Origin of the sequence: Mesorhizobium sp. M0854 (genome assembly GCF_040319815.1) — a bacterium.
GTDB lineage: Bacteria > Pseudomonadota > Alphaproteobacteria > Rhizobiales > Rhizobiaceae > Mesorhizobium.
On record NZ_JAMYOL010000036.1, the window covers coordinates 12,421 to 32,786 of the forward strand.

At 63.9% G+C, this 20,366-nt stretch carries 18 protein-coding genes; 8 read left to right on the top strand and 10 right to left on the bottom strand.

Annotated features, from left to right (window positions below):
- Positions 1 to 118: 118 nt before the first annotated feature.
- The 5 genes from NKH99_RS29215 (at position 119) to NKH99_RS29235 (ending at position 7,790) form a co-directional block, all read left to right on the top strand.
- Positions 119 to 712, top strand: a complete 594-nt coding sequence (locus NKH99_RS29215; RefSeq protein WP_352766935.1) for a helix-turn-helix domain-containing protein — start codon at positions 119 to 121, stop codon at positions 710 to 712.
- A gap of 76 nt (positions 713 to 788) precedes the next feature.
- A complete protein-coding gene (locus tag NKH99_RS29220; RefSeq protein WP_353017238.1) occupies positions 789 to 3,242 on the top strand; it encodes a GcvT family protein in 2,454 nt (817 codons plus the stop codon).
- The gene (locus tag NKH99_RS29225; RefSeq protein ID WP_353017240.1) at positions 3,239 to 4,138 is read left to right on the top strand and encodes a homocysteine S-methyltransferase family protein; all 900 of its coding nucleotides are present in this window, start codon (positions 3,239 to 3,241) and stop codon (positions 4,136 to 4,138) included. Before NKH99_RS29220 ends, NKH99_RS29225 begins: the two co-directional genes overlap by 4 nt.
- Positions 4,138 to 5,319 carry a pyridoxal phosphate-dependent aminotransferase gene (locus NKH99_RS29230; protein WP_353017242.1) on the top strand — a complete coding sequence of 394 codons (1,182 nt, stop codon included), beginning with the start codon at positions 4,138 to 4,140 and terminating at the stop codon, positions 5,317 to 5,319. Before NKH99_RS29225 ends, NKH99_RS29230 begins: the two co-directional genes overlap by 1 nt.
- On the top strand, positions 5,316 to 7,790 hold the full coding sequence (locus NKH99_RS29235) for a GcvT family protein (RefSeq protein WP_353017244.1): 2,475 nt from the start codon (positions 5,316 to 5,318) through the stop codon (positions 7,788 to 7,790). The genes NKH99_RS29230 and NKH99_RS29235 overlap by 4 nt, the downstream gene beginning before the upstream one ends.
- 227 nt (positions 7,791 to 8,017) lie before the next feature.
- On the opposite strand, the gene NKH99_RS29240 is transcribed toward NKH99_RS29235, so the two are convergent.
- From NKH99_RS29240 to NKH99_RS29265, 6 genes are all read right to left on the bottom strand, one after another.
- Complete coding sequence (locus NKH99_RS29240; RefSeq protein WP_353017246.1) at positions 8,018 to 8,599, bottom strand: NAD(P)H-dependent oxidoreductase; 582 nt, start codon at positions 8,597 to 8,599, stop codon at positions 8,018 to 8,020.
- Positions 8,600 to 8,824: 225 nt separating this feature from the next.
- Positions 8,825 to 10,225, bottom strand: coding sequence for an FAD-binding oxidoreductase (locus tag NKH99_RS29245; protein ID WP_502900121.1), 1,401 nt, complete (start codon positions 10,223 to 10,225; stop codon positions 8,825 to 8,827).
- Positions 10,222 to 11,520, bottom strand: a complete 1,299-nt coding sequence (locus NKH99_RS29250) for a cytosine deaminase (RefSeq protein WP_352539761.1) — start codon at positions 11,518 to 11,520, stop codon at positions 10,222 to 10,224. The genes NKH99_RS29245 and NKH99_RS29250 overlap by 4 nt, the downstream gene beginning before the upstream one ends.
- 17 nt (positions 11,521 to 11,537) lie before the next feature.
- Positions 11,538 to 12,389 carry an ABC transporter permease gene (locus tag NKH99_RS29255; RefSeq protein ID WP_352490743.1) on the bottom strand — a complete coding sequence of 284 codons (852 nt, stop codon included), beginning with the start codon at positions 12,387 to 12,389 and terminating at the stop codon, positions 11,538 to 11,540.
- Positions 12,376 to 13,218, bottom strand: a complete 843-nt coding sequence (locus NKH99_RS29260) for an ABC transporter ATP-binding protein (protein ID WP_352613968.1) — start codon at positions 13,216 to 13,218, stop codon at positions 12,376 to 12,378. Before NKH99_RS29260 ends, NKH99_RS29255 begins: the two co-directional genes overlap by 14 nt.
- A gap of 3 nt (positions 13,219 to 13,221) precedes the next feature.
- Positions 13,222 to 14,226: an ABC transporter substrate-binding protein gene (locus tag NKH99_RS29265; protein ID WP_352470264.1), complete on the bottom strand. Its 1,005-nt coding sequence runs from the start codon at positions 14,224 to 14,226 to the stop codon at positions 13,222 to 13,224.
- A gap of 379 nt (positions 14,227 to 14,605) precedes the next feature.
- Here NKH99_RS29265 and NKH99_RS29270 point away from each other — a divergent pair, with 379 nt between their 5' ends.
- Together NKH99_RS29270 and NKH99_RS29275 are read left to right on the top strand one after the other, a co-directional pair.
- Positions 14,606 to 14,989: a RidA family protein gene (locus NKH99_RS29270; RefSeq protein WP_353017248.1), complete on the top strand. Its 384-nt coding sequence runs from the start codon at positions 14,606 to 14,608 to the stop codon at positions 14,987 to 14,989.
- A 57-nt stretch (positions 14,990 to 15,046) separates the two neighbouring features.
- The gene (locus NKH99_RS29275; RefSeq protein WP_352539639.1) at positions 15,047 to 15,850 is read left to right on the top strand and encodes a creatininase family protein; all 804 of its coding nucleotides are present in this window, start codon (positions 15,047 to 15,049) and stop codon (positions 15,848 to 15,850) included.
- Between the two features lie 63 nt (positions 15,851 to 15,913).
- Here the strand turns inward: NKH99_RS29275 and NKH99_RS29280 are convergent, their stop codons facing one another.
- From NKH99_RS29280 to cobD, 3 genes are read right to left on the bottom strand one after another with little or no spacing between them, the layout of a single operon-like run.
- Positions 15,914 to 17,128 carry a serine hydrolase domain-containing protein gene (locus tag NKH99_RS29280; RefSeq protein WP_353017251.1) on the bottom strand — a complete coding sequence of 405 codons (1,215 nt, stop codon included), beginning with the start codon at positions 17,126 to 17,128 and terminating at the stop codon, positions 15,914 to 15,916.
- Positions 17,129 to 17,186: 58 nt separating this feature from the next.
- On the bottom strand, positions 17,187 to 17,690 hold the full coding sequence (locus NKH99_RS29285; protein WP_352635666.1) for a tyrosine phosphatase family protein: 504 nt from the start codon (positions 17,688 to 17,690) through the stop codon (positions 17,187 to 17,189).
- On the bottom strand, positions 17,687 to 18,745 hold the full coding sequence (cobD, locus tag NKH99_RS29290; RefSeq protein ID WP_353017254.1) for a threonine-phosphate decarboxylase CobD: 1,059 nt from the start codon (positions 18,743 to 18,745) through the stop codon (positions 17,687 to 17,689). The genes NKH99_RS29285 and cobD overlap by 4 nt, the downstream gene beginning before the upstream one ends.
- On the opposite strand from cobD, the gene cbiB reads away from it, so the two are divergent.
- Positions 18,744 to 19,715, top strand: coding sequence for an adenosylcobinamide-phosphate synthase CbiB (gene cbiB / locus NKH99_RS29295; RefSeq protein ID WP_352681655.1), 972 nt, complete (start codon positions 18,744 to 18,746; stop codon positions 19,713 to 19,715). The two genes, cobD and cbiB, sit on opposite strands and share 2 nt — an antisense overlap.
- Before the next feature lie 27 nt (positions 19,716 to 19,742).
- On the opposite strand, the gene NKH99_RS29300 is transcribed toward cbiB, so the two are convergent.
- Entirely contained in the window at positions 19,743 to 20,057 is a 315-nt protein-coding gene (locus NKH99_RS29300; protein ID WP_353017256.1) for a hypothetical protein, read from the bottom strand.
- Between the last annotated feature and the right edge of the window lie 309 nt (positions 20,058 to 20,366).

Consider the following 20,366-nt stretch of genomic DNA (forward strand, 5'->3'; position numbering starts at 1 on the left):
TTTGCCCGAACCGTCAAAATGGCGCAAGTAAATCTTGTGATTTCGTGAAAATCCTCTTGATTTTTTCATGAACCCGCCATCAAATGAAATTTGCTGGGATTTTTTCACCAAGACAGGGATGGCTTTGCCCTCAACCGCCGCCAGATCGGAACAGGACAGCGGCGAACGGCTGCTGGCCGGCGACATTCGCGCGTTGCGCAAGGCGCGCGGCCTGACGCTTGCCGAAATCGCACTGAAGCTCGGCCGTTCCGTCGGCTGGGTCAGCCAGGTCGAGCGCGGTCTGTCGGTCCCGTCGCTCGGCGATCTCAGGGCCTTCGCCGAATTGTTCGGCGTGCCGGTCAGCCTGTTCTTCAGCCATGACGTACCTGTCGAGACCGAGCGCGGCGTGGTCGTGCGCGCCGGCAACCGGCGCACGCTTGGCACAAGCGATTCCGGCCTGGTGGAGGAGCTTCTGTCGCCCGATCTCGGCGGTAGCTTCGAGATGCTGCGTTCGGTCTTCGCCCCGGGTGCCGAGATGAAGGCCGAGGCGCGCCGGCCGACCGAGGAAGCCGGCTACGTCGCTTCGGGCAGTTTCGACATCGAAATTGCCGGCGTCTGGCACCGGCTTGGCGAAGGCGACTCCTTCCGCTTCGACGGCAAGCCGTTCCGCTGGCGCAATCCTGGAGCCGAGCCGGCTGTCGTCATCTGGGTGGTTTCGCCGCCTGTCTATTGAACGAATGCATGTCGCCCAAAGTGCGTGGCGGTTTTGGGACAACGACATGCATCAAAACAAATAGTCGGAGAAGAACATGGCCGGTTTGCCGACCACGGCACGCGTTGTGATCATCGGAGGCGGTGCCATCGGCGCCTCCTCGCTCTACCATCTCGCCAAGGCGGGCTGGACCGACTGCGTGCTTCTGGAGAAGAACGAGCTGACTTCCGGCTCGACCTGGCATGCCGCCGGCAACGTGCCGACTTTCTCCTCGTCATGGTCGCTGATGAACATGCAGCGATATTCGACCGAGCTCTATCGCCGGCTGGCCGACGAGGTCGGCTATCCCATGAACTACCACGTCACCGGCTCGCTCAGGCTAGCCCATAGCGCGGAGCGCATGCAGGAATTCCAGCGCGCCAAGGGCATGGGCCGTTACCAGGGCATGGATATCGACGTGGTCGGGCTCGACGAGATCAAGCGCCGTTACCCCTTCATCGAGACGCATGAGCTGAAAGGCGCGCTCTACGATCCGAATGATGGCGATATCGATCCAGCGCAATTGACCCAGGCACTGGCCAAGGGCGCGCGTGACATGGGCGCGAAGATCATCCGCTTCTGTCCGGTCACCGGCGTGCGCCGTGACAACGACGAGTGGGTGGTCGAGACAACGCAAGGCGAGATCCGCTGCGAGATCGTCGTCAACGCCGCCGGCTACCGCGCCGCCGAGGTCGGCAGGATGTTCGGCCGCGAGGTGCCGATGATGGTGATGAGCCATCAATACATCCTGTTTGAGGAAATCCCCGAACTGGCCGCATGGTCGAAGGAGCAGGGCAAGAAGCTGCCGCTGCTGCGCGACGTCGATACGTCCTATTATCTGCGCCAGGAAAAGAACGGCATGAATCTCGGCCCCTATGAGCGCAATTGCCGCGCCCACTGGGTCGGCCACAACGACCCAATGCCCGACGACTTTTCGTTCCAGCTGTTTCCCGACGATCTCGACCGGCTGGAACATTACCTGGCCGATGCTGTCGCCCGCGTGCCGATCCTCGGCACCGCCGGCCTGTCCAAGGTCATCAACGGGCCGATCCCCTATGCGCCGGACGGCAACCCGCTGATCGGCCCGATGCCCGGCGTGCCCAACGCCTTCGAGGCCTGCGTCTTCACCTTCGGCATCGCCCAGGGCGGCGGCGCCGGCAAGGTGCTGGCCGAATGGGTGACCGAGGGCCAGACCGAATGGGACATGTGGTCGTGCGATCCGCGCCGTTTCACCGCCTTTGCCTCGGCCCCGGATTATTGCGTCGCCAAGGGCATGGAGATCTATGGCAACGAATATGCCATCCAGTTCCCGCGCCATGCCTGGCCGGCCGGGCGCGACCGCAAGCTGTCGCCGCTCCACGACCGCATCAAGGCACTCGGCGCCCGGTTCGACGCCTATAATGGCTGGGAACGCGCCACCTGGTATGCGAAGCCAGGCGACGACATCTCCGAACAATCCACGCTGACCTTCCGCCGCGACGGGCCGTGGCAGCATCGTGTGCGCGAGGAATGCCTCGCCGTGCGCGATGCCGCCGGCATTCTGGACCTGCCGGGGTTTTCCCGTTTCAATCTCGATGGTCCGGGTGCCGCCGAATGGCTGAGCCTCCAGGTGACAGGCCTGGTGCCGAAACCCGGCCGCATCGGCCTCGTCTATTTTGCCGACGACAAGGGCCGCATCGTCACCGAAATGTCGGTGGTCCGCCACGACGAGAACCTGATGACGCTGATCACCGCCGCGGTGGCTCAGTGGCATGATTTCGAATGGCTGAAATCGCGCATCCCGAAGGACGCCACTTTCAAGCTGGTCGACCGGACGGAGGAATACTCCACCCAGATCCTCGCCGGCCCCAACTCGCGAAAAATCCTCGCCGAACTCTGCGCGGCCGACCTCACCCTGCCCTGGCTGACGCATCAGGAAACCAGTATCGCCGGACGTTGGGCAAAGCTGGTGCGCGTATCCTTCGCGGGCGAGCTCGGCTGGGAAGTCCACAGCAAGGTCGACGATACCGCAGCCATCTTCGACGCCCTCTGGGCAGCTGGCCAGAAGCACAGCCTGAAACCGTTCGGCATGTACGCGCTGGATTCGCTGCGGCTCGAAAAAGGTTACCGCACCTGGAAGGGCGACCTGTCGACCGACTATTCGATCCTGCAGGGCGGGCTGGAGCGCTTCGTCAGATGGGATAAGCCCGACTTCCGCGGCAAGGCGGCGCTGCAGAACGAGAAGCAGCAGGGCATCAAGAGGCGCTTCGTCACGCTGGTCGTCGAAAACCCCGGCGACTGCGATGCGCCCTACATGTCGACGCTGTGGCATGACGGCCGGATCGTCGGCGAGACGACATCCGGCGGTTGGGGTCATCGCATCGACAAGTCGATCGCGCTCGGCATGCTGCGCGCCGACCTCACCGAGCCGGGAACCGCGGTCGAGGTCGAGATCTTCGGCGAACGTTTTCGGGCGGTCGTGCAGAGGGATGAGCCGTTATGGGATCCAAAGAACGAGAGGCTCAGAGCATGAAGACTGTTATCCTTACCGATGGTGGCATGGGCCAGGAGCTGGTCCGCCGCAGCAGTTCCGAGCCGACGCCGCTGTGGTCGGCCAGGGTGCTGATCGACGAACCGGATCTGGTGCGCGACCTGCATGCGGAATTCATCCGCGCCGGCGCCCGCGTCGTCACCATCAACACCTATTCGGCCACGCCGGAGCGGCTGGCACGCGAAGGCGCGGAAGAGCTGTTCAAGCCGCTGCAGAAGCGCGGCATCGAACTGGCAAGGCAAGCCCGCGACCAGGCCGGCGACGCGGCGATTGCCGGCTGCCTGTCGCCGCTGTTCGGCAGCTATGCGCCGGCGCTGACGATATCCTTCCAGGATACGCTCGACATCTATCGCCGTATCGTTGCCGAGCAGGCGGACGGCGTCGATCTGTTTCTGTGCGAAACCATGGCGTCGGCCGAAGAGGCGCGCGCCGCCGTCACCGCGGCGTCGGAAAGCGGCAAGCCCGTATGGGTTTCGTGGACGCTTGCCGACCACGGCACGCCGCGCCTGCGCAGCGGCGAAGCCATTGCGGCGGCGTCGGGCGCTCTTGCCGGCCTGCCCGTCGCGGCCCGGCTGATCAATTGCTGCCGGCCCGAAGCGATCGCTGCAGCGCTGCCCGAACTGATCGCTCTCGGCGGTCCGGTCGGCGCTTATGCCAACGGCTTCACCTCGATTGAGGCGCTCAAGCATGGCGGTACGGTGGAAGTGCTGCACGCCCGCCACGACCTCGATCCGGATGCCTATGCCGGCCAGGCGGTCGATTGGGTCGAGGCCGGCGCCGGCATCGTCGGCGGCTGCTGCGAAGTCGGACCGGCCCACATCGCCGCGCTGCGCGACCGGCTCGAACAGGCCGGTTATGAAATTTCGGGAGCAGCATAATGCCCAGGCCATCATCGCGCATTTCCGGCATCGTGCCTTCGGGCAAGGATGGCTGGGAGGTTCATTCCGCTGCCTGGGCGCGCAAGCAGGCCGGCGAGGACATCATCATGCTGTCGGTCGGCGACCATGATTTCGACACGCCGAGCGAGACGATCGAAGCCTGCGTGACGGCGGTTCGCGCCAGCAATCACCACTACACCCCGCTTGCCGGCGTTCCGCGCCTGCGCAAGGCGATGGCGGCGGCCTCGACGCGGTGCACCGGGGTTGCGACCAGCCCCAACCAGGTCATCGCCACTCCGGGCGGGCAGGCCGCGCTTTACGCGGCCATTCAAGCGGTTCTCGACCAGGGCGACCATGCCATCGTCGTCGCGCCCTATTACGCCACCTATCCCAACACCTTCAGTGCGGCGGGCGCCGAGTTCAGCGTCGTCGAGACCCCCGCCGAGGATGGCTTTCAGCCGCGCGCCGCCGACATTCGCGCCGCCCTTCGGCCGAACACCCGCGCCATCCTGATCAACACGCCGAACAATCCCACGGGCGCCGTCTATTCGCGCGAGCGCCTGGAAGAGCTGGCGCAGATCTGCCGCGAACATGACCTCTGGCTGCTGTCGGACGAGGTCTACTGGACGCTGGGCGGCGGCGAGCACGTCTCACCACGCTCGCTGCCCGGCATGGCGGAACGCACGCTGGTCATCAATTCGATGTCCAAGAGCCACGGCATGACCGGCTGGCGCATGGGCTGGCTGACCGGGCCGGAACCGATGGTCTCGCTGCTGACCGACCTCAATCTGGTGATGACCTACGGCCTGCCGGCCTTCATCAGCCTCGCCTGCGCCGAGGCGCTCGAAAATGGCTACGGCGTCAAGGAAATCGCCGAGCGCTACGCCGCGAGGCGCACCGTCGTCCTCGATGCCATGCGCGGTATGAACAACATCACCGTGCGCGGCTCCGAAGGCGGCATGTACGTCATGCTCGACATATCGGCGATCGAGCCGGACGACGAAAAATTCGCCTGGGCCTTCCTCGACCAGGAAAATGTCGGCGTCATGCCCGGCTCGAGCTTCGGCGAGGCCGCCGCCGGCCACATCCGCTTCAGCCTCTGCCAGCCTGAGCCGGTACTGATGGAGGCTGCCACGCGCCTGCGCCGCTTTGCCTCCAGCTATGGTCGCGAGGCCGCATGAACGCCTCGCCCACCAAAACCATTCCGACCAAGGTCATTCCTCCCAAAGCGAGGGCGGTCATCATCGGTGGCGGCGTCTCCGGCTGCTCGGTCGCCTATCATCTGGCCAAGCTCGGCTGGACCGATATCGTGCTGCTCGAGCGCAAGCAGCTGACGTCGGGCACGACATGGCACGCCGCCGGCCTGATCGGCCAGCTGCGCGGCTCGCAGAACATGACGCGGCTGGCGAAATACTCGGCCGACCTCTACGTCAAGCTGGAGGCCGAGACCGATGTCGGCACCGGCATGCGCCAGGTCGGCTCGATCACGGTGGCGCTTACCGAGGAGCGCAAGCACGAGATCTATCGGCAGGCGTCTCTCGCCCGCGCCTTCGATGTCGATGTGCGCGAGATTTCGCCTAGTGAAGTCAAGCAGATGTACCCGCATCTCAATGTGTCAGATGTGGTCGGCGCCGTGCACCTGCCGCTCGACGGCCAGTGCGATCCGGCCAATATCGCCATGGCGTTGGCCAAGGGCGCGCGCCAGCGCGGTGCGACGATCGTCGAGAACGTCAAGGTGACCAAGGTGCATACCAGGGCCGGCCGCGTCACCGGCGTTTCCTGGGTGCAGGGCGACGAGCAAGGCCTGATCGAGGCCGATATCGTCGTCAACTGCGCCGGCATGTGGGCACGCGAACTTGGCGCCCAGAACGGCGTCACCATCCCGTTGCACGCCTGCGAACATTTCTATCTCGTCACGGAACCGATCCCCGGGCTTTCCCGCTTGCCGGTGCTGCGCGTGCCGGACGAGTGCGCCTACTACAAGGAAGATGCCGGCAAAATGATGCTCGGCGCTTTCGAGCCGGTGGCCAAGCCCTGGGGCATGAACGGCATAAGCGAGGATTTCTGCTTCGACCAGTTGCCGCAGGACATGGACCATTTCGAGCCGATCCTGGAAATGGGCGTCAACCGCATGCCGATGCTGGCCACCGCCGGCATCCACACCTTCTTCAACGGCCCCGAGAGTTTTACCCCCGACGATCGCTATTATCTCGGCGAGGCGCCGGAGCTTTCCGGCTACTGGATGGCGACCGGCTACAATTCGATCGGCATCGTCTCCTCCGGTGGCGCCGGCATGGCGCTGGCGCAATGGATCAATGACGGCGAGGCGCCCTTCGACCTCTGGGAGGTCGACATCCGCCGCGCCCAGCCGTTCCAGAAGAACCGCCGCTATCTCAAGGAGCGCGTCTCCGAAACGCTCGGCCTGCTCTATGCCGATCATTTTCCGTACCGGCAGATGGCAACCTCGCGAAACGTCCGCCGTTCGCCGCTGCACGAACATCTGAAGGCGCGCGGCGCGGTGTTCGGCGAGGTCGCCGGCTGGGAGCGCGCCAACTGGTTTGCGCGGGAGGGCCAGGAGCGCGAATACCGCTATTCCTGGAAACGGCAGAACTGGTTCGACAACCAGCGCGAGGAGCATCTGGCGGTCCGAAACGGCGTCGGCCTGTTCGACATGACCTCGTTCGGCAAGATCCGCGTCGAGGGCCGCGACGCCTGCGCTTTCCTGCAAAGGCTCTGCGCCAACGACATCGACGTGGCGCCGGGCAAGATCGTCTACACCCAGATGCTCAACCAGCGCGGCGGCATAGAGAGCGACCTCACCGTCTCGCGGCTATCCGAAACAGCCTTCTTGCTCGTCGTGCCCGGCGCCACGCTGCAGCGCGACCTGGCCTGGCTGCGAAAACACCTTGCCGACGAGTTCGTCGTCATCACCGATGTGACCGCTGCCGAAGCCGTGCTTTGCCTGATGGGCCCGGATTCGAGGAAGCTGATCCAAAAGGTCAGCCCCAACGATTTCTCCAACGGGAACAATCCGTTCGGCACGTTTCAGGAGATCGAAATCGGCATGGGCCTGGCCCGCGCCCACCGCGTCACCTATGTCGGCGAGCTCGGCTGGGAGCTTTATGTCTCGACCGACCAGGCCGCCCACGTCTTCGAGGCGATAGAAGAAGCCGGCGCCGACGTCGGCCTGAAGCTATGCGGCCTGCACACACTGGATTCCTGCCGCATCGAAAAGGCGTTCAGGCATTTCGGCCACGACATCACCGACGAGGACAATGTGCTGGAGGCCGGGCTGGGTTTCGCGGTGAAGACCACCAAGGGAGACTTCCTCGGCCGCGATGCGGTGCTGAAGAAGAAAGAAACCGGCCTGTCACGCCGGCTGGTGCAGTTCCGCCTGAACGACACCGAGCCGCTGCTCTTCCACAATGAGGCGATCCTGCGCGACGGCAAGATCGTCGGTCCGATCACCTCGGGCAATTACGGCCATCATCTCGGCGGCGCGATCGGGCTTGGTTACGTGCCGTGCCAGGGCGAGAGCAAGGCGGATGTCCTGTCGTCGTCCTACGAGATCGAGATCGCCGGCGAGCGCTTTGCCGCCGAGGCCTCGCTCAAGCCGATGTACGATCCAAAATCGGAACGGGTGCGGATGTAACCCTTGTCCTTCTGCCCTTGTGGGAGAAGGTGGCCGAGCGAAGCTCGGTCGGATGAGGGGTGTCGGATGAGGGTGTTGGAAGGATCGCTACCTCAACGGAATTAGCGTTTAGCGCTCCCGTCCCAATCTTCCCACGCCGCGTTTCTTCCAGCACCCCTCATCCGGCTCGGCGCTACGCGCCGATCCACCTTCTCCCACAAGGGGAGAAGGAAAAGTCCCCTCCCGCGTCAGAACGCGTCCATCCTGGCCGCGACCTTCGCGATGAACCTCGTCCGCGTCTCGTCCGTCGACAGGTTCATCGAGTAATGCGCAAGGTAGGAAACCGACCCGCCGGGCTTGATCGTCGCACGCAGCACCCGCTTGACCAGCTTGCGCGGCGGGTCACCCATCAGCATGGCTCGGAACCGGCTGCCGCCATAGGTCGTGACCGCGACCACCTTGCGGATGTTGTGCAGTGACGGCGTCACCTTGCCGTCGACCAGCTTGAACGACACGCCGGGCAGGAAGACGCGATCGAAAAAGCCTTTCAGAATGGCCGGATAGCCGAAGTTCCACACCGGAAACGACAGCACCAGCGCCTCGGCCCGCAGAAGGCGCTCGACATAGGCTGACGCCGGATCGCCGTCGCTGCGTTCGTCGTGATAGGACATCCGTTCGGCCCGCGTCAGCCTGGGATCGAAACCCTCGGCATAGAGATCGCAGTCGTCGACGACATGGCCGGCGACCTTCAGCCGCTCGATGATCGTCCGGTGCAGATCGGCGTTGAAGCTGGTCTCCACAGGATGAGCATAGAGGACGAGAATGTTCACAGGAGAACATCTCGCAAGTCGGCACCAAGCACCCCCCTCTGCCCTGCCGGGCATCTCCCCCTCAAGTGGGGAGATCGGCTGTCAGTATCGCGTTCGCCACTCGACGACGTTGGAAGATGGTCGAGACGATGGAACTGCCAATCTCCCCCCTTGCGGGGGAGATGCCAAGTGGTGGCAAAGAGGGCAGGCCAGAGGGGGGTACAGCGCCACACGCCCGTCATCGTCTCAACCCGCCTTCTCCAGCCCCTTGAACAGGAACGACTTGCCCGAGCGATAATCATAGTCCGGGTTTTCCCAGGCGATCATCTTGCCCGGATTGAGCAGCCCTTGCGGGTCGGTTTCGCGCTTGAAGGCGAGCTGCACCTCGTCGGTGCGCTTCATGCCGCCTTCTTCCAGCGTATAGCGGTGCGGGTTGAAGATCCAGCAGCCATTGTCCTCGTGGATGCGGATGATCTCGTCGAGCCGCTCCGCCGTGGTGAAGCGGACCAGCGGCAGCCCTGCGATGCCGATGGCGCCGTCGAAGCGGATGAATTCGAGATGCGCCGGCACCTCGTCGCCGAAGCGGTCGACCATCGCCTTGACGTGGCCGAGGTGGTCCGGCGACGGGTAGCGGGTCTGCAGGTAGGTGATCGTCGGATCGACCCGGATGGCACGCAGCGTCGTGTGGTTCCAGGTCAGCTCATAGGCCGGCGGCAATCCCTTGAGATCGGCCTCCTTGTCGGCGCGGAAGACGATCTCGCCCTTGCTGCGCGCCGTGAAGGCGAGGAAGGCATCCATCGCATGCGGCGCGATCATCAGGACGACGATGCTTTGGCCGCGCCGGAAAAACCGCTGGTGGCGCTTGAAGTAATCGTAGGGGATCGGTGCTGCGATCGGCGTGATCAGTTTCGCCAGTATGCCGTCCTGGATGGCGAGGTCGTTGCCGAAGCCGGCCGCATCCATGAAATCGTCGAAGCCGACGATGACGTCGATCCAGTCATAGCTGACGGTCAGCGGCATCTCGACTTCGGTGATGATGCCATTGGTGCCGTAGGCGTGCATCACCTTCAGCACGTCCTCGCCGGTGAGCTCCATGACCCGCGGCCGTGCCTCCATCGTCACGGTCCTCAGCCGGATGACGTTGCCGAGGTCGCGCAGTCCGCCCCAGCGGATCGAACCAATGCCGCCGGAGCCGCCGGCAACGAAGCCGCCGATCGATGCCGTGTTGTAGGTCGACGGCGACATGCGGAGCTCCTGGCCGGAATGCGCCCGCGTCGCTCTGTCGATGTCGGCGAGCACGGCGCCGGGGCCGGTGACGACACGGCCGGGGGCGATCGTCTTGACGGCGTTCATCTCGGCGAGATTGAGCACGACGCCGCCGGACAAGGGCATCGCTTGGCCGTAGTTGCCAGTGCCGCTGCCGCGCGGCGTCACCGGGACGCCATGCCGGTGACAGGCGGCGAGAATGCGGACGACCTCGTCTTCGGTTTTCGGCGTCACGATCAGGTCGCCGGTGACGTGATCGAGCTGCTGCTTCAGCACCGGGCTGTACCAGTAGAAGTCGCGGCTCTTCTGCTGGACGATCGCCGGATGGTCGTCGATCTTCAAACCGTCCAGGTCGCGCTTGAGCGCCGCAATATCCATCATTCCACCATCAGATCATCGAGTTCGGCATAATCGGGCAGCTGGCGCTCGATCGCATGCCCGTCGCGCACGACGATGCGATCCGATTCGGGCCGTGACAGCAATTCCGTCCAGCTCCGCCCCTTGAAGACGACGAAATCGGCCGGCGCTCCGGCGGCAAGCGTGCCGAAACCATCGAGCCGCATCACCTTGGCCGGCGTCGCGGTCACCGCCTGCGGCCAGTCGGCGACCGGATGGTCGAGATGCAGGATGCGCGTCGCCATGCGGTAGACCTCCAGCATGTCGAGATCGCCATAGGCGTAGAACGGGTCGCGCGTATTGTCGGAGGCGACGGCGACGGCAATGCCGCGCGCCTTCATCTCGTGCAGCAGCGTCACCCCGCGCCAGCGCGGCGTTGTCCTGTCGCCTCGCCGGTCCTGCAGATAGAGATTGCACATCGGCAGCGACACCACCGCCAGGCCCGCCTTGGCGACCTTGTCCAGGGTGTCGAGCACGTCGAGATCGGGCTGGCGCGCCAGCGAGCAGCAATGGCCGACCAGGATGTTCCCGTCAAAACCGTTCCAAAGGGCGGCTTCGGCGATTTTCTTCAGCGAGATCGCCGAGACATCGTCGGTCTCGTCGGCATGGAAATCGAGGTCGAGGCCATGCTTGATCGCCTGCGCAAACACCTGGTCGAGCAATTCTTCGAGATCCGGCACCATGTAGGTGACGACGCCGAGGACACCCTTGGCGGCAGCCACCCGTTTGGCCAGCCTCTCGAACCATTTCCTGTCGCGCACGCCCTCGATGCCGAGCAGGCAGGCTGCCTGCAGCTCGATGCGGCCGCGCCATTTCTCCCGCATCGTCTCGAACACCGGCCAGGAGATCTCTTCCTGCGGCGCGACGCTGTCGAGATGCGTGCGCAGCGCCCTGGTGCCGTGCGCGTAGGCGCAGCGCAGCGAAAAATCCATGCGGCGGGCAACGTCGTCGGCGCTCCAGCGCGCCGCGCGGTCGGCGCCGGTGGCGTTCAAAGCGCCCATGAAGGTGCCGTCCGGGTTGGGCTTTCGGGGCCAGATATGGCCCTTGTCGATATGGGTGTGGCAGTCGACAAAGCACGGCAGCACGATGCGGCCGCCGAGGTCGGTGGCGTCCGCCGGTGCGTTGGATCGATGCGCCGTAATCCCGGAGATCTTGCCATCGGCGACGGCAATGTCCGCGAGCGCAAATCCGTCGGCGTCAAAGGCAGCCGCAAGCCCCGGCGTCAGCGACGCGTGAAGCCGGACGTTGGAAAGATGGTAGGAACCAGAAGCCGGTATCAAGGCGGCGCTGCTCACCATCACCGCTCCTGCCTCAGCGCGCTCTCGTGCCAGCGCCGCAAAATGAGATGCGAAATCAGCGACAGCACCAGGAAGATCAGGATGCCCGTGAGCGAGATCAGGATCAGCGCCGCGAACAGTCTTGGTGCGTTGAGCCGGTACCCGGCCTCGATGATGCGCGAGGCGAGGCCGGACGACTGGCCGGTGGCGCCGGCGACGAACTCTGCCACCACCGCGCCTATCAGCGACAGGCCGCCGGCGATCTTCAGCCCGCCGAGGAAATAAGGCATCGCCGCCGGCAGCCGCAGATAGCGCAATTGCTGCCAGCGGGTCGCACCGTTGAGCTTGAACATGTCGCGCAGATTGCGGTCGACGGAATTGAGGCCGAGCGTGGTGTTGGAGAGGATCGGGAAGAAGGCGACGATCCAGGCGCAAAGCAAAAGCTTCGTCGTCTGGTTGTCGACATAGATGTTGATCAGCGGAAAGATCGCGACGATCGGCGTCACCTGCAGCACGATGGCGAACGGAAAGAACGACATCTCCACCCATTTCGACTGAGCGAACAGCACTGCCAGCCCGACACCGCCGACCACGGCGAGAAGCAGGCTCAAGAAGGTTATCCTGAGTGTCACCAGCAGCGAGGAGAACAGCAGCCCGGCATCGTCGTGCAGCGTTTGCAGCACCACGCCGGGACGCGGCAGTATGTATTTCGGGATGTCGTTCCAGACACAGATGCGGTCCCACAGCCAGATGGCCAGGATCATGATCGCCAGCGGCAGCAGCCATCTGCCGATGCGCTCGAAGCGCTCCTGGCGGACGCGGCGCGCCTCCTCCGGGTCGAGCGCCAGGACTGGTTCTTCAATGGCCGTCATGATGCGGTCCGGCAGTTGAGTTGATGGCGCCGATCAGCACGTCGGATGCCTGGCGGCAGAGCGCGGCATAGTCGGGCGAGGTGCGAAACGCCTCGTCGCGCGGATAGGATGCATCGACGGCAAGCTCGGCAAACACCCGGCCCGGCCGCGCCGCCATGACGACGATGCGGTTGGAGAGGAATACGCTTTCGAAGACGCTGTGGGTGACGAAAACGACGGTAAAACGCTCATCCTGCCATAGCTCGAGAAGGTCGTTGTTGAGCTTGAAGCGGGTGATCTCGTCGAGTGCGGCGAACGGCTCGTCCATCAACAGAATGCGCGGCTTGGTTACCATGGCGCGGGCGATAGAGACGCGCATCTTCATGCCGCCGGACAGTTCGCGCGGCACGGCATTCTCGAAGCCGGTCAGGTGAACCCGCGCCAGCATCTCCATCACCGCCGGCGCCGCCTTGGCACGCGACACGCCCTTCAGCCGCAGCGGCAGCCAGACATTGTCAAAGACGTCGGCCCAGGGCAGCAGCGTCGGCTCCTGGAAGACGAAGCCGATATTTGAACGGTCGCCGATATTCGAACGCTCGAGGGCGCCGCTGCCGCGCCAGTCGAGCACGCCCGAGGTCGGCGTCGACAGGCCGGCAATCAGCCGCAGCGCCGTCGACTTGCCGCAGCCCGACGGCCCGAGCAGGCTGAGGAAGTCGCCTTCCCGGATCGTCAGCTCGACATTGCTGAGCGCGGTAACGCCGTTGGAAAACACCTTGCCGACACCGCGCAGCGCCAACAGCGTCGGCCCTGGTATACTTCCTGGCTGTTGCGCCACTTTCTCCAGCTTCACGGCCTACTTCTTCAGGTCGAGCCCGACGCTCTTGTTGACGAAGGCCAGCGTGTAGGCCTTCTTGATGTCGATGCCCGCCGGCGTGACCTTGGCCTTGATCATCTTGTCGTAGAAACTCTGGATGCGCGCATCGGTCATGGCGCCGATGCCGAGCTTTTCGCTGTCGCCGGAATCGACCACGCCGAACTTCTTCAGCTGCTCGATCGAGAAGGCGATCTGCTCATCCGTCATGTCCGGATTTTCCTTCTTGATCATTTCGTTGGCGGCCTTGTTGTCACCGTAGAGATAATTGTACCAGCCCTTGGCCGAGCCATCGACGAAGCACTGGACCACCTCGGGACGCTTGTCGATCGTCTCCTGCATGGTCTCGACCGTCGTTGCATATGTGTCCCAGCCATAGTCGGCCAGCAGGAACTGGTTCGGCGTGAAACCGCCCTGCTTCTGGACGGCGAATGGCTCCGAGGTGACGTAACCCTGCTGGATCGACTTCTTGTTGGCGATGAACGGTGCCGGGTTGAAGGTGTAGGGCACGCGCTTGGCGGCATCGAAGCCGAGGTCGGTGACCATCCACTGGAAGAAGGTCTGCGCACCTTCGTCGCCGAGGATGTACTGGTCGGCGTTCTTCAGGTCTTCCCATTTATCCAGCCCCTGCCCGGGATGGGACATGATGACCTGCGGGTCCTTCTGGAAGTCGGCCGCCACGACGCGCATCGGTATGCCTTGCTGCACGGCATCGAAGGCCGACAGCAGATTGCCGCCCATGTAAAAATCGATCTTGCCGGCCAGCAGCAGCGGCCGGCCGCTGACCTGTGGGCCGCCCTGCATGATCGTCACGTCGATGCCGCAGGCGGCATAGGTGCCGTCCACCACGGCCTGGTAGTAACCCCCGTGCTCCGGCTCAGCCAGCCAGTTGGTGCCGAAGGTGACTTTTTCGTTCGCTGCCGCGGCGAGCGTGCCTGCGCCAAGCAGCACGATCACGCCCGCCGAAATCTTGAGTTTTCCGTACATCCACACCACCCTTTGTTCGCTCCGGCGCGTCACGCGCCGGGCTCGACACCATTGTTTCAAGAAGCAAGACACATGCCACCGGCGCGTTGCGCCGGGACCGCCCGCTTGTGCAATGCCCGCCTGTGCAATGGCGGCGCGAAGGCCGGACGGGTCATGCTGTACGAAAGGCATCGTGCCTATTTTTTGATCGCCTGTCCACAATCGCCCTCGTGACATGCACCGCCATCTTGATGCCCGCATCGATCCGGCCTTAGAGCGACGTGCGTCCACTTGGACGCACAAAGTACGCTCTAAAACTTTGAATCTTCGCATCGTGCTTTCCGAAAATCGATCCCGATTTTCGGGCCGATGCGATAGGCTGCCGTGAACGGAGATTGCCATGTTCAAATTTCTCACGCCGAAGTCGATCAAGCCGCCCTTCGCCCGCTACAGCCATGGCGTCGAACTGCCGCCCGGCAAGCGGCTGGTGCTGTGTTCGGGCCAGGTCGCAATCACCCCGGACGACCAGATCCCCGAGGAGGCCGGAGCACAGGCCGAGCTCTGTTTCCGGAACATAGCGGCGATTCTCGGCGAGGCGGGGCTCGGCCTGTCCGACATCGTCCGCATCAACACCTACGTCACCGACCGCGCCTTCCTGCGGCCCTATATGGAGGTTCGCGACCGGCTGTTCGCCAGCCCGGCGCCGGCCTCGACGCTGATGATCGTGTCCGGTTTTGCCCGGCCGGAATTCAAGGTCGAGATCGAGGTCATTGCGGCGGGATGATCGACAGCCGATCGTTCCCGCGTTAGGTCTGGGCTTGTCGGTTCAAGAGGGCATGACATGACCGCTGCAAAAAAACGCGTATGGTGGGGTGACTACCGGACCACCGAATACGCGACCGTCGATCCTGAGGCGACCATTGCCGTTCTGCCGCTGGCGGCGATCGAGCAGCACGGGCCGCATCTGCCGGTCTCGACCGACACCTCGATCATGAACGGCATGCTGGAAACGGTGATCGCGCGCCTGCCCGGCGATCTCGACATCCGCATCCTGCCGGTCCAGGCGGTAGGCAAGTCGAACGAGCATTTGCATGCGCCGGGCACCCTCACCCTGCCGGCGACGACCTTGGTCGAGGCGTGGACCGAACTTGGCCTGTCGGTCGCGCGCGCCGGCGTCCGAAAACTGATTGTCGTCAACTCGCATGGCGGCAATGAGGAGATCATGGGCATCATCACCCGCGAATTGCGCGTGCGGGCAAAGATGCTGGCGGTAAAGACCAGCTGGCAGCGTTTTGGCCGGCCGGCCGGCATGTACACCGAGCTCGAGGACCGCCACGGCATTCATGGCGGCGACGTCGAGACCTCGCTGATGCTGCATTTCCGGCCCGACCTCGTCGACATGGCCAAGGCCGACAATTTCGTGTCCAAGGTCGCCCGCGCCGAAAAGGAATTTTCGCTGCTGCGCCACACCGGAACGCACGCCTTCGCCTGGATCGCCAGCGATCTCAACCCGAATGGCGTCGTCGGCGACGCCAGCATTGCCACCGCCGAAAAAGGCCGGCTCACCGCCGAGCATCAGGCCGACGGCTTCATCGGCCTGCTGAGGGACGTGGGCAAGGCAAAGCTGGCGGATTGGTTGGCGTAGGTGTTTGATCCCACCAGTTCAGGCCTCGCTCACGAGGGCGATTCCATTCGCGCGCGAGGATCCTCACTTCACCTCTTGAAGCGGCGACACCGTGTAGATTTCGTCCAGTATCTTCACCATCAAGGTGTTGGCGGTCGCCTGGCCGTCGAGCGCGAGAGTCAGGTTGGTCCATATGACCAGGGTGACGTCATTGGCCGGATCGTAGCCCATGAAGGACTGGTAACCGGGCATCTCGCCTTCGTGATAGTAGATTTCGTTAGGCCCGAAGGTCAGCGTTAGGATGCCATAGCCGTATTTTTGCATGGCGGGTTCGCCCGGCTCCGGCGCCTCAGGGCTTGCAAGCCACTGCCGCTGAAAGTCGGCATTGAAGAGCTTGCCCCCGACCAGCGCGCGCATCCAGGTCGCGAGGTCATCCGCGGTGGAGATGACTCCGCCAGCCGCAAAGTAGGCGGACGGGTTCTGCCATGTGTCGTCGTTGGGCTTGAGCGTTCCCGCCCTGGCCGCAGCCTGGAGGTTGTCCGGATAGGGCGCATCAGCCAGGGCGTACGAAGTACTGCCGTAGAGATAGCCGTTTGAGTATGGCTCGGGGATGGCGTTCGACGTGCTCGGCGGCAACGCCGTGTTCTTCATGCCGAGCGGTCCGAACAGGCGGTCCCGGAAGATGGTCGAGAGCGGCTTGCCGTCGATCTTCTCGGCAACAAGGCCGAGCAGATAGTAGTTGGTGTTGTTGTACTCGAATTCGGCACCCGGCGCGAAGTCCGGCGGCCGTTTGAACGCCATGCCGAGTACTTCATCAGCGGTCCATACCCTGTAAGGATACTTGTCCAGGCTTTCGGCAAGTTCCGGCGCATTGGTGAAGTTAGGGAGGCCGCTCCGCATTGTTATGAGCTGCCGAATGGTTATCTCGTCGCCGCTGGGAACGCGCTGGACGTATTTCGAGATCAGATCGGCGAAGCTCAGTTTCCCCTCCTGCACCAGTTGCACGATGACAGCGGCGGTCATCGTCTTGGTGTTCGAGGCCGCACGGAAGTGGGTATCGGCGCGCGGCGGGTTCGTGGCACCCAGTTCAGTCGTACCGTAGCCGAAGACGAGGTTGCCCTGCGGAGTCTTGAGCAAAACCATGGCACCGGGCAGCATAAGTTCCTTGGCCAAACCCTCGACAGTGGCTTGGAGCGCTGCCAGGTCGATCGACTTGAGAGCCGGCATGGACGCGGCCATGGCGCTGCCTGTCGCGCAGACCACGCCAACAACGATGGCCAAAATTCTCCCGATCATCATTCGCCCCTTGGCCGTGTCCTAGAACTCCTGCGCATTTTCCTGGAATTTGTTTTTAAGCTCAGATTTTCAATTCGAACGGCGTGCCTTCGAAAGCATCCGCGCCGCGCCCGATCGCCTGGATCGCTTCGATCATCCGGCCCCTGCGATCGAGCAGTGCGTCGGCAATTGCGATCAGCCGCGGATTGGGTGTCGCCGTGGGCGACAGCGCGCGCAGCGTCTCGGCCAACTCGGCCTCGTCGCGCTTCGGCGCCAGCGCTGCCGCGATGATGTAGGCCGAGGCGGTCGAACGGCTGATGCCGGCATAGCAATGCACCACCAGCGGCCGCGACCGATCCCATTGGCGGGCGAAATCGAGCAGGTTCAAGACATGCTCCTCGCCCGGCATGGTCATGCCCTCCTGCGCCACCGCAATGTCATGCATGACCAGATGCAGATGGTTTTCCCTGGTGATCGAGGCCGGTCGCATCACCTCCGTTCCGGCAGCGAGCAGCGAAAGAAGCCGCCCGGCCCCGGTCTTCGTTACCGTTTCCTCGACTTTGGACAGCGAGCAGACGTGGATCATTGGGTAGTTTCTCCCTTGGCATCATCGTCGCGCCGCGAGGCCCAGCCGGCAAGTGCGGATTCGAGCCGCCGCCATTCTTCATCGGCTCCCGGCAGGCCGGCGCGCAGCACATCCGGACGATCGGCGAAATGCCGAAGCAGGATGCCGCGCTGGCCGAGCACCGAAAATAGGCCGGCGGCGTTCGCCAGCCTGACATAGCGGAACAACGCGGTGCCACCGGCGACAGGCACGCCGAAGCGGCCGAACAGCGTATCGAGCCGTGCGGCATCCTCGGCCAGACGACGCCGCATCCCGGCCTGCCAGCCGGTATCGGCAAGCGCCCTTATGCCATATTCGAGCGCCGGCCCGGCAACTGCCCATGGCCCGAACTGCGCCTCCAGCCGCTCGACCGTCAGCGCATCGGCCAGTACAAAGCCAAGCCGCAGGCCGGCCAGGCCGAAGAACTTACCGAACGAACGCAGCACGACGATGCCGCCCTGGTCGACGTCGCCGGCCAGGCTTTCGCTGCGCGGGCCGACATCCATGAAGGCCTCGTCGACCACCAGCAGCCCGCCTCTGGCGCGTAATGTCCCGGCAAGTCGAAGCAATCTTTCGCGCTCGACGACGCGCCCGTCCGGGTTGTTGGGATTGACGACGACGGCAAGGTCGGCCGCCGCCAGGGCTTCGAAATCATCGACTTCAGCCGCCGCATGGCCGGCGATCGCCGCTGCCCGCCGATGCTCGGCATAAGTCGGCCCGAGCACCAGCGCCGTGCCCGGGCTGACCAGGGAAGCGACGCGCGGCAACAGGATCTGCGTGCCGGGCGCCGCTGCGACATTCGCCGCCGACGGGGCGCCATAGGCGCTTGCCGCGAGTTCAGCCAAGTCGCGGCTGCGCGCTGTTTCCGGCAATCGCGACAGGGCGGTGGCGGGCAAATCGAAAAGCGGGTAGGAGTGCGGATTGATCCCGGTCGAGAGGTCGACGAAAGGCAGCGGCGCGTGAGGGAAAAGCGCCCTCGCCCGGCCAAGGCTTCCGCCGTGGTCCACTGCCGCCGTCACTCCATCAAGAGACTTCATGCCGATCCTGATCACTTTCCTGTCGCTGGCCATCGAACTTGTACTCGGCTACCCGGCCCGGCTCTTCGATGCCATTGGCCATCCCGTCACCTGGTTCGGCAGGCTGATATCCTTTCTCGACCGCAGGCTCAACCGCGCCACTGATTCCGACGCCCACCGTCGCGGCTGGGGCGTCGTCGCGCTGCTGGTGATCGTGCTGGTGCCGGCCGCCCTCGCCCTCTGGCTCGAAACCTTGCTTTGGAGCATTCCCCTCGGCTTGTTGGTCACCGCAATCCTGGCGACGTCGCTGCTGTCGCAGAAGAGCCTGGCCGAGCATGTCGAAGCGGTCGCCGACGCACTCGACAGCGGCGGACTGGATATGGGCCGCATTGCCGTCTCGCGGATCGTCGGTCGCGACCCGGAAAAGCTCGACAGGGCCGCTGTCTGCCGCGCCGCGATCGAAAGCCTGGCCGAGAATTTCTCCGACGGCGTCGTCGCTCCGGCCTTCTGGCTCGGTATCGGCGGGCTCGCCGGCGGCGTCGCCTACAAGGCCGCCAACACCGCCGATTCGATGATCGGCCATCGCACCCCGCGCCACGAAGCCTTCGGCTGGGCGGCGGCGCGCTTCGACGATTGGATCAATCTGCCGGCGTCGCGGCTGACGGCGCTGCTGATCGTACTCGCCGCTTTTCTGGTCAAGGGCGCCGACGCCAAGGGCGCCTGGCACGCCGTGCGGCGCGATGCGAAAAAACACCGCTCGCCCAACGCCGGCTGGCCGGAAGCAGCGATGGCCGGCGGGCTCGGCCTGGCGCTCGCCGGCCCCCGTTCCTATGACGGCGTGATGGTCGAAGACGCATTGATGGGCGACGGCGGCCGGCGCGATGATGTCGAGAGCACCGACATCCGACGGGCCCTGAAACTCTACCGCGTCGCCGACTTACTGCTGATCGCGCTGTTCGGAATCATCGCGGTGATCGTCATCGCCGCGTGAACGTCCGAATGGGTCGGCAAACCCGACCTACCAGGTAACACGGACTTCCTTTGCGCTCGGATCGGCTTCCACGCCAAACCTTTTGATCGCGTACCCACCGGCAGCTACGGGAGAAGATTTCAATAAGGGTTCGACTACGACGAAAAGTCGTTCAGCGTTTGGCCCATACATGTAGAGGATGCATTCGCCTTCACCAAACAAGTCACCGTCAAACTCGCCGACCGATGCATCCTCGATAGCTTTCTCTAGCCGATCCTCGAGCGCATAAATGGATTCGCGTTCGTCAGCGGCACCAAACTGACCATCATTGAGAATAAGATAGACGATTATCGCCTGGTCCACGAACAATCTCCAGCTTCGCAAGCGACCAGAACTCTATCCCCTGACATCCGGCGGCACTGAAACTCTACCGGATCGCCGACTTTCTGCTGATCGCACTGTTTGGGGTAATCTCGACGGTCGTAATTCTGTTGTGATCTTCGCCCGATCTCAGGCGAAACAAAAACCCGCCATGCGGCGGGTCGTTGGAGCCAATTAGCACCATACCGAAATTAGTAGCATAGCTGCCGGCACAAAGCAAGAACAAAATAGGGCTACGCCTCAAATGATCGCTTCAGGTCGGCGCTGCCCCTCACCCTTACCATTCCAGGG